General features: G+C 60.4%; 7 protein-coding genes. 5 read left to right on the top strand and 2 right to left on the bottom strand.

Annotated elements, in window-relative coordinates; genetic code table 11:
• The first annotated feature begins 153 nt into the window (after positions 1 to 153).
• On the top strand, positions 154 to 2,046 hold the full coding sequence (mrdA, locus tag ODQ19_RS24415; protein ID WP_032892540.1) for a penicillin-binding protein 2: 1,893 nt from the start codon (positions 154 to 156) through the stop codon (positions 2,044 to 2,046).
• 1 nt (position 2,047) lies between these two features.
• On the opposite strand, the gene ODQ19_RS24410 is transcribed toward mrdA, so the two are convergent.
• Complete coding sequence (locus tag ODQ19_RS24410) at positions 2,048 to 2,449, bottom strand: GFA family protein (protein ID WP_116666014.1); 402 nt, start codon at positions 2,447 to 2,449, stop codon at positions 2,048 to 2,050.
• A gap of 98 nt (positions 2,450 to 2,547) precedes the next feature.
• Between ODQ19_RS24410 and ODQ19_RS24405 the strand changes: the two genes are divergently transcribed.
• Positions 2,548 to 3,015: an SRPBCC family protein gene (locus tag ODQ19_RS24405; RefSeq protein ID WP_330211429.1), complete on the top strand. Its 468-nt coding sequence runs from the start codon at positions 2,548 to 2,550 to the stop codon at positions 3,013 to 3,015.
• Positions 3,016 to 3,056: 41 nt separating this feature from the next.
• Here the strand turns inward: ODQ19_RS24405 and ODQ19_RS24400 are convergent, their stop codons facing one another.
• Positions 3,057 to 5,270 (bottom strand): TonB-dependent receptor, encoded by a 2,214-nt coding sequence (locus ODQ19_RS24400; RefSeq protein ID WP_330211428.1) that lies wholly within the window; start codon positions 5,268 to 5,270, stop codon positions 3,057 to 3,059.
• Between the two features lie 218 nt (positions 5,271 to 5,488).
• Between ODQ19_RS24400 and ODQ19_RS24395 the strand changes: the two genes are divergently transcribed.
• The 3 genes from ODQ19_RS24395 to ODQ19_RS24385 all read left to right on the top strand — a co-directional run bounded on the left by ODQ19_RS24395 (position 5,489) and on the right by ODQ19_RS24385 (position 9,259).
• Positions 5,489 to 7,846: a DNA polymerase II gene (locus ODQ19_RS24395; protein ID WP_330211427.1), complete on the top strand. Its 2,358-nt coding sequence runs from the start codon at positions 5,489 to 5,491 to the stop codon at positions 7,844 to 7,846.
• Between the two features lie 49 nt (positions 7,847 to 7,895).
• On the top strand, positions 7,896 to 8,528 hold the full coding sequence (locus ODQ19_RS24390) for a glutathione S-transferase (protein ID WP_305492654.1): 633 nt from the start codon (positions 7,896 to 7,898) through the stop codon (positions 8,526 to 8,528).
• 152 nt (positions 8,529 to 8,680) lie between these two features.
• Positions 8,681 to 9,259 carry a DUF4174 domain-containing protein gene (locus ODQ19_RS24385; RefSeq protein WP_330211432.1) on the top strand — a complete coding sequence of 193 codons (579 nt, stop codon included), beginning with the start codon at positions 8,681 to 8,683 and terminating at the stop codon, positions 9,257 to 9,259.
• Positions 9,260 to 9,281 lie beyond the last annotated feature (22 nt).

Here is a 9,281-nt window from a genome sequence, read left to right as displayed (position 1 = left end):
CTCCGTCGCTTCAGCAACATTAAATAAGCTGCCGTTGAGGGAAATCGATACAAAGTGTTTCTGCATTTTTGCTATGGTGCAGCACATTTTCACAAGGACTGATCTTTATCCGCAGGATGCGGCGTCGACCTTTTCCAACGAGATGCTGTAGAAATGCCTGAACCGATACCTATCAAAGATCACGAAAAAGAAAACCGCCTGGTCAACAAGCGCTTGCTCGCCTGCGCGTTGCTGGTGATTGGGATCACGTGTGCGCTGGTGGGGCGCATGTATTTCCTGCAGGTCGTGCAGTACGACTATCACTCCACAATTTCGGAGAACAACCGGGTCCACGTACTACCGATCACACCGACTCGTGGCTTGATCTACGACCGTAATGGAGTGGTGCTGGCCGACAACCGCCCGAGTTACAACCTGACCATCACCCGTGAGCGCACCGCCGACCTCAAGGGTGAACTGGATGAAATCGTCAATCTGCTGCACCTGCCTGCCGAAGACCGTGCGGTGTTTGATAAGGCGCTCAAGCAGGCCCGTCACCCGTTTGTTCCCGTCACGTTGTTCTACGAGCTGACCGAAGAGCAGATAGCCGTTTTGGCCGTCAACGAGTTCCGTCTACCTGGGGTGGACGTCGAGCCACAATTCGTTCGCCATTACCCTCTGGGCGCGCACTTTGCCCACTCCATCGGCTACGTTGGCCGTATCAACGAAAAAGAATCCAAGACCCTTGATTCGGTTGAGTACCGCGGTACCCAATCCATCGGCAAAACCGGAATCGAGCGTTTTTACGAGTCTGAACTGCATGGTCATGTCGGTTATGAAGAGGTGGAGACCAACGCACAGGGCCGTGTGCTGCGCGTGCTCAAGCACACCGATCCGATCCCTGGCAAAAACATCGTCCTGAGCCTCGACGTCAAGCTACAGGAGGCTGCCGAAGAGGCCTTGGGCGACCGTCGCGGCTCAGTGGTCGCCCTGGACCCGCAAACCGGTGAAGTACTGGCGATGGTCAGCAAACCGAGTTTCGATCCGAACCTGTTCGTCACCGGCATCAGCTTCAAGGAGTACGCCGCGCTGCACGACTCCATTGACCGACCGCTGTTCAACCGCGTGCTACGCGGGCTTTATGCGCCGGGTTCAACCATCAAGCCGGAAGTGGCCATCGCCGGTCTCGACAGTGGCGTTGTTACCCCACAAACCCGAGTCTTCGACCCGGGTTATTATCAGTTGCCAGACTTTGACCATAAATACCGCAACTGGAACCACAGCGGTGACGGCTGGGTGGACATGGACGCGGCCATCATGCGTTCCAACGATACTTACTTCTATGACCTGGCCCATAAACTCGGAATTGATCGCCTGCACGACTATCTGGCCGAGTTCGGCCTGGGCCAGAAAGTATCCCTGGATATGTTCGAAGAATCTGCCGGCCTGATGCCATCCCAAGCCTGGAAGCGTGCGACCCGTCGCCAGCCGTGGTTCCCAGGCGAAACCGTGATCCTCGGCATTGGCCAAGGCTATATGCAGGTGACGCCACTGCAATTGGCCCAGGCCACAGCATTGATCGCCAACAAAGGTGTATGGAACCGCCCGCACCTGGCCAAGACCATCAATGGCGTGGCTCCTGTAGATGAACACCCAATGCCCAACGTGGTGCTCAAGGACCCGCGTGACTGGGAGCAGGTCAACCACGGCATGCAATTGGTGATGCACGATCCCCGCGGTATCGCCCGAGCGGCAGCACAAGGTGCGCAATACCGCATCGCCGGCAAGAGTGGTACCGCCCAGGTGGTGGCGATCAAGCAGGGTGAGCGCTACAACCGCAACAAGACGTTGGAGCGGCACCGCGATAACGCCTTGTTCGTCGGCTTTGCGCCGGCCGAACACCCGAAAATCGTGATTTCAGTCATGATCGAAAACGGTGAGGCCGGCGGCCGTGTAGCCGGGCCTGTGGTGCGACAGATCATGGATGCCTGGCTGCTCGACCAGGAAGGTCACCTCAAGCCGCAATATGCGGCGCCGGCCAAGGCTCCGGGCGATCCGCGGGTTTGACTCAAACCTTCCACTCGTCCCAGCGCGCTACGCCGTCATAGGCCAGCCAGGGCACTTCATGGGCCGTCCAGATATGCGAGGTGGGCCTGACGCCCGGATCATCATCCAGCGTCGCCACCCGCACGATCACGTGGGGCTGATGCCCACGTTCGGCGATCAGATGTGAGCCGCAGCGTGAGCAGAAATGTCTGAACTTGCCTGGCGAAGACTCAAAGGACGTCAGCAGTTGCTCACCCTGCGTCCAGCGAAAATGCTCTCGCATCACCCCGGCCGTGGCAACAAACGCGGCCGCGTGCGCCTTGCGGCAGCTTTCGCAGTGGCAGTGGCTGATGGGCATGTCCAGGCTGTCCACTTGGTAGCGCACGCCTTTGCACAAGCAACTTCCATTCAGTGGGTCAGTCATAACCTATGGCCAGGCAAGGAGAGGGTCATCATCATCGCGCACAACGCAAGGTTGCGCATTGGTTGATGTCGCCTACTGTTCAATGAAGGAGGTGACTTATGCACGTATTAGATCGCATCGAACGCAAAGTCCTGCTCAACGCATCACGTAAACAGGTCTGGGAGGCACTCACGCAGGCCGATCAATTTGGTCAGTGGTTCGGTATCGCGCTTAAGGGTAAGACCTTTGTGGCCGGGGAAACCATCGAAGCGCCAATTACCTACCCAGGTTACGAACATGTCGTGTGGAAGGCCAGGATCGAACGCATCCTGCCCCAAACGCTGTTTTCTTTCTGGTGGCATCCTTTCGCAGTGGAAGAGGGCGTCGACTACGACAAGGAAACGCCGACGCTGGTGGAGTTCACGATTGAAGATCGCGCTCCAGGCATCCTGTTACGGGTCGTCGAGTCCGGTTTTGACCAGGTGCCTGAAGCGCGTCGTCAGAAAGCTTTCAAGATGAACTCCCGTGGCTGGGACGAACAAATGAGCAATATCGAAAGTTATCTTAGCAAGCCCCCAACAAGGTGATGGGGCGCGGGGGAGTTCTGTCCCCCAGCCCTTTTAAATTTTCAGAAATCAATCGTCGCCGACAACTTCGCCACCCGCGGATCCCCCTGGCTCAGGAATCCACCCTGGGCCGATTCCCAATACTTCTGGTTGGCCACGTTCTCCACCGTGGCACCCACAGTCACCTCGCGCTGTTGCAGCATGAAGGTGTAGCGCGCACCCACGTCGAAGCGGTTCCACGCCGGCAGGCTCAGCTCGTTGGCTGCGTCGGCGTACTGGCCGCCGGTGCGCAGCATACGGCCGTTGAGGGTCACACCCTGCAAGCCCGGCACATCCCAGTCCACCCCGGCGTTGAGCTGGAATGAAGGTACGCCAATGGCCCGGTTGCCATCGTTGGCGCCGTTGAGGGTGCCCTTGAGTTCGGTCTTCATCAGCGTCACTCCGCCCAGCAGGCGTAGCCCGCTGACGGGCTCACCAAAGACGTTCAGCTCGACGCCCTTGTTGATCTGCTGGCCTTCACGCACATAGCGGGCAGTGGTGGCGTCGATGGCTTCGGCATAGCCCGCGCCTGGCTGTTCGATACGGTAGACACCCAAGGTCGCACCGTAGGTACCCATGTCGACTTTGACGCCGGCCTCGATCTGCTTGGAGCGGGCGGGCGCATAAGCCTGGCCGCCACCGATGACGGTAAGACTGCCGGACTTGAGCGGCGATGTCGGGCCCTGGGCCAGGCCTTCGATGCGGTTGGCATACAGCGACACATGCTCCCACGGCTTGAACACAATGCCGTAGACCGGCGTGGTGATCGACTCGTCATAGTTGGCCGTTCGGGTGCCGCTCATGTAGTTGTAGCTTTGCACCACCATCTGTTGGCGACGTGCGCCGACGGTAACCAACAAGCGGTCGTCGAAGAACCCTAAAGTGTCGGATACCGCGAGGCTGCGCACGAAAGTCTTGCCAGTGATGGTCGGATCGCTGAAGTCGGTACCTGGGGTATTGCGCGGGCTATTGAGGGCCGGTGGCGCGCCGGTCACTGGGTGATAGATGTTGGTTGCCGTTTTTGCGCTGGCGAACACATAGGCGTTGCGCGCCTCGGTCCAGATGCCGGCCAGGCCGAAGTTGAGCCGATGGCTGACCGGGCCGGTCTGGAACTGGCCATTGAGCCCACCCATCGCGCTGGTGTTGTTTTCTTCGTGGGCGATAGTCGAGCCACTGGCGCTGGCATTGCCGAGATTATCGCTCAGGGTCACCGACGAGTAGCGCCCCATTTCGCGGCTGTGTTTGGCACCGGCTGCTGCGTATGCGGTCCAGTGTTCGTTGAGGTCGTACTCGGCGCGCAGCATGCCCAAGGTGTCCTCAAGGTTGGTACTGCTCCAGCTCGGTGCGTAGTTGGTGTCTGCCGAAGGGGCATCCGGCACGTGGGTGATCTTGCCGAGAAAGACCGAGTTGCGCCCGCCGTTGATACGCTGCTTCTGATACACAAAGTCACCGGACAAGCGCAACGCATCGCCGCGGTAGTCGAGGCCGACGGCAAACAGCTTCGAACGCTGGCTCTCATCATCAATGCCGGTATCGCCTTCGCGCTGGGACAGGTTGACCCGTGCGCCGAAACGGTTGTCTTCGCCAAAGCGCTGGCTAATATCCAAGTGTTCGCCAATCCGTCCATCGCTGCTGATGTCGGTACTGAAACGACGCAGTGGCGCATCATCGGCGCGCTTGGGTTGCAGGTTCACACCGCCGCCAATGCCCGAGCCGGTGGGCGTGACGCCATTGATGAAGGCATTGGGACCCTTGAACACTTCCACCCGCTCCAGGGCATCGGTGGAGATGATCTGACGCGGTAGGACGCCGTACAAACCGTTATAGGAAATGTCGTCGCCATTCAATGGCAGGCCACGGATCATGAACGTCTGTGACTGGTTCGCATACCCCGAGGCCTGGCGCACCGAGGAGTCATTGAGCAGCACGTCGCCAACGGTTTCTGCCTGCTGGTCGCGAATCAACTTCTCGGTGTAGGAGGACATGCTGAAGGGCACATCCATGATGTCCTGGTTGCCCAGTACACCCAGTTGGCCGCCACGTGCAACCTGGCCGCCGGCAAACTCGGGGGGCAGCGCAGTGGGCGCCGGCGCTTCGGCATTGATGCTGGTGGCACCCAGCTCCAGCACGTTGTCTGACGTCGATGGGGTGGCCGCCTGTGCCGCCACACTCAGGGAGCAGCACAAGGCCAGTAGGGCAGGGCGAAACGGCACAGCGAGAGGGTGACAGATGGGCATGGTCGATCCTGACGGCGAACCGTCAACTAGGAGGAGGTGGGCAACAACGTCGCGCTTCCTCACTGCGCGGATACGACTCCGGCGCAAATGATAGTAATTACTATTAATGTCCTGCAACAAATTTATGCGATTGCGCACTGCGTGTGCGTTTACCCGACGCGTTTGCACGGATGCCGAGTAGAATCACGCCCTGAACGCGATTCTTGAGGTGCGGTACGGTGGATTTACAGCAGGGTTTTGTCCTGACCCGGCATTGGCGCGATACCCCGGCGGGCACCGAGGTCAGCTTCTGGCTGGCCACCGACCAAGGGCCACGGTGCATTCGCCTACCCGTGCAGACCTCGGTGGTGTTCATCCCACAAGCCCACCGCAAGCCGCTCGACTGGCTGCTCAAGGGCGAGCGCGATCTTGAGCTGCGCCCGTTGCAGCTGTGCGACTTTCATCACCGCCCGGTCGTGGGGCTGTATGCCCGCCAGCACCGCCAGTTGATGGATATCGAGAAGCGCCTGCGCGCTGCCGGGGTCGATGTCTACGAAGGTGACGTGCGCCCGCCGGAGCGCTACATGATGGAGCGCTTTATCACCGCTCCCGTCTGGTTCGGTGGCACCGCTGATGCAAGTGGCACCGTGCTCGACGCGCAAATGAAGCCTGCCCCCGACTACCGGCCTCCCTTGAAGCTGGTGTCCCTGGACATTGAGACCACCGCCCAGGGCGATCTCTATTCCATCGCCCTCGAAGGCTGCGGCGAACGCCAGGTGTACATGCTCGGCCCGCCGAACAAAACCGACGCCGTGGATTTCAAGCTCGACTATTGCGACACCCGTGCTCAACTGCTCGAACGCCTCAACCAATGGCTGGCCACGTTTGACCCCGACGCGATCATCGGCTGGAACGTGGTGCAGTTCGACCTGCGCGTCCTCCACGAACACGCCCAACGCCTGAACGTGCCGCTGTTGCTGGGACGTGGCGGTGAAGCCATGGCCTGGCGCGAGCACGGCAGCCGCAATCACTACTTTGCGGCGGCGGCGGGGCGGTTGATCATCGACGGTATCGAAGCGCTGCGTTCGGCCACTTGGAGTTTTGAGTCCTTCAGCCTGGAAAACGTCGCGCAAACCCTGCTTGGCGAAGGCAAGGACATCTCCACGCCGTACCAGCGCATGGACGAAATCAACCGCATGTTCGCCGAGGACAAGCCCGCCCTGGCGCGCTACAACCTCAAAGACTGTGAACTGGTCACGCGGATTTTCGAGAAGACCGAGCTGCTCAAGTTCTTGCTGGAACGCGCCAGCGTCACCGGCTTGCCGGCCGACCGTAACGGCGGCTCGGTGGCCGCCTTCACTCACCTGTACATGCCGTTGATGCACCGCCAGGGTTTCGTCGCGCCGAACCTGGGCGACAAACCGCCCCAGGCCAGCCCCGGCGGGTTTGTCATGGACTCGCGCCCGGGCCTCTATGAATCGGTGCTGGTGCTGGACTACAAAAGCCTTTACCCGTCGATCATCCGCAGTTTCCTCATCGACCCGGTGGGCTTGATCGAAGGCCTCAAGCATCCCGACGACAGTGACTCGGTGGAAGGCTTTCGCGGCGCACGCTTCTCCCGCACCCGGCATTGCCTGCCGTCCATCGTCACCCGGGTGTCCGAAGGCCGCGAAGAGGCCAAGCGCGAGCGCAATGCGCCGCTCTCCCAGGCACTGAAGATCATCATGAACGCCTTTTACGGTGTGCTCGGCTCCAGCGGCTGTCGGTTCTTCGACACTCGACTGGCATCCTCGATCACCCTGCGGGGGCACCAGATCATGCGCCAGACCCGCGAGCTGGTGGAGGCCCAGGGTTATGAAGTGATCTACGGCGACACCGACTCCACCTTCGTCTGGCTGGGCAGCGCGCACTCTGCGCAGGATGCCAATCGCATCGGCCTGGCGCTGGTGCAGCACGTCAACGACTGGTGGCGCGCGCACCTGAGCAACGAGTACGGCCTGCAAAGCGCCCTGGAACTGCAATACGAAACCCACTTCAGCCGCTTCCTGATGCCGACCATTCGTGGCGCCGAGGAGGGCAGCAAAAAGCGCTATGCCGGCCTGGTCGTGCGCGAAGATGGCAGCGAAGAAATGGTCTACAAAGGCCTGGAAACCGTGCGCAGCGACTGGTCGCCCCTGGCCCGGCAATTCCAGCAGGAACTCTACCAACGCATCTTCCATCGCCAACCCCATCAGGACTACATACGCGACTACGTGCGGCGTACCTTGAGCGGCGAATTCGATGAGTTATTGATCTACCGTAAACGCCTGCGCCGGCCCTTGCACGACTACGAACGCAACGTCCCGCCCCACGTACGCGCCGCGCGCCTGGCAGACGAGTACAACGACCGCCTGGGCCGCCCGCGCCAGTACCAGCGCGGTGGCTGGATCAGCTACGTGATCAGCGTCAACGGCCCGGAACCGCTGGAAGTGCGGCAGGCGCCCATCGACTACGACCACTACGTCACGCGCCAATTGCAGCCCGTGGCCGACGCAATCCTGCCATTCGTCAATGATGATTTCAGCACCTTGGTGGGCGGGCAAATGGGGCTATTCTAGCTAATCGACCACAGGCTCAATATTGCCCATCGCTCAGGAGGGAACGCCCATGTACACCCTTTATGGCACCGACGAATCCGGTTCCTGCATGATCGAAATCGCCCTGCAGCGCTGCGCAGTGCCGTGGCATCGCGTGGAGGCCAGTTCCTGGCAGGACGGCGAGGGTAGCGACGCTCTTGCACGTATCAATCCACTCAAGCAGATCCCCACTCTGGTCACTCCAAATGGCCAGGTACTGACCGAAAGCGCCGCGATCCTGATCCACCTGGGGCTGGAGTATCCCAAGGCCGAGTTGCTGGCCGGCGATCGTACGCAGATCCTGCGCGGCTTGCTGTATATCGCCGCCAACTGCTATTCGGCGATCGGTATCATCGACTACCCGCAACGCTGGTTGGGCAATGCCGATGAAGCGCAGCAAGCGCAACTGGTCAGCGGCACACGGCGCTACCTGCACCAGGCCTGGGTCGTGTTTGCCGATCAGTTTGCCGGCCAGCTGTTTACCCCGAGCAACGCGCCGAATGCACTGGGCATCATGGCGGCGGCGGTGTCGCGTTGGGACGACGCGCGCGAGGTGCTCGGCAACCTGGCGCCGGGCTTTGCGCAGAGCCTGGAGCGGGTAGACGCCGACCCTGTCGTGGCCCCGGTTTTTGCCCGGCATTGGCCGCAGTGGAAAGTCTCGTAACCGGAAGAAACAATGACCAGGCCACTGTCCCAGCCCTTGCGTAGCGGGCTTCCTGACCTACGCTTCTCAAGGTGGTGTAGGAATCATCCTTGAATTTGGCTGTCGCAGACATGAAACTCAAGAACCCTGCATGGAATTCAAAGGAGGTGCGCATGCTCATCCGGTCGCTGACCCTGGCTACCTTGATGGCTTTTACGGGGCCGTTGTTGGCCGCTGATGATAATCCGCTCAAGCAGGAATTGGGCAAGACGCGCCCCCTGGTGGTCGTGGAGCTTGATGCTGGAAACCCGACACTGGCAACGCTGAAGAAACAACTGGAAGAGGCTGCCACCAAGCAGTCCTTCGAAGAGCGCAGCATGGTGTTCTATACCGTGAAGTTCGGCAGCATTGGCGCTGAAGGAGAGAAGTTCGCCAAGGACCCAAAGGACAGCAAAAAGCTCACGCCGCCTGAAACCAACGCGCTGATACGCGCCCTCAAGCTCGGCGTCGGCAGCGGCACCAAGGTGATCCTTATCGGCAAGGACGGCGAGAAGAAACTCGAAAAAACCGTGCCACCGGACAGCCTCGACCTGAAGGAATTCTTCAGCGCCATCGACCAGATGCCTCAGGCGGAAAAGGAGCTTGCCGCACCTGCGGAGCCGGAGCCTGTTCCAGCCGCGCCAGCGGCTGCGGCCAAGGGCGCCAAACCCGCCAAGCCCGGCAACAAAGCTCCCAAGCCGCTGGAAGATTGAACAGGTCCCCTCCCACCGTTCT

It is taken from the genome of Pseudomonas sp. AM4(2022), assembly GCF_036346515.1.
GTDB classification, from domain to species: domain Bacteria; phylum Pseudomonadota; class Gammaproteobacteria; order Pseudomonadales; family Pseudomonadaceae; genus Aquipseudomonas; species Aquipseudomonas paracarnis.
This window is presented reverse-complemented; position numbering and strand designations above follow the sequence as displayed.

What these genes read in the sequence shown, in the direction of transcription:
- ODQ19_RS24405 (WP_330211429.1), top strand. Translation starts at nt 2,548, where the DNA reads ATGCACGTATTAGATCGCATCGAACGCAAAGTCCTGCTCAACGCATCA.
- ODQ19_RS24400 (WP_330211428.1), bottom strand. Translation starts at nt 5,270, where the DNA reads ATGCCCATCTGTCACCCTCTCGCTGTGCCGTTTCGCCCTGCCCTACTG.
- ODQ19_RS24385 (WP_330211432.1), top strand. Translation starts at nt 8,681, where the DNA reads ATGCTCATCCGGTCGCTGACCCTGGCTACCTTGATGGCTTTTACGGGG.
- ODQ19_RS24390 (WP_305492654.1), top strand. Translation starts at nt 7,896, where the DNA reads ATGTACACCCTTTATGGCACCGACGAATCCGGTTCCTGCATGATCGAA.
- mrdA (WP_032892540.1), top strand. Translation starts at nt 154, where the DNA reads ATGCCTGAACCGATACCTATCAAAGATCACGAAAAAGAAAACCGCCTG.
- ODQ19_RS24410 (WP_116666014.1), bottom strand. Translation starts at nt 2,449, where the DNA reads ATGACTGACCCACTGAATGGAAGTTGCTTGTGCAAAGGCGTGCGCTAC.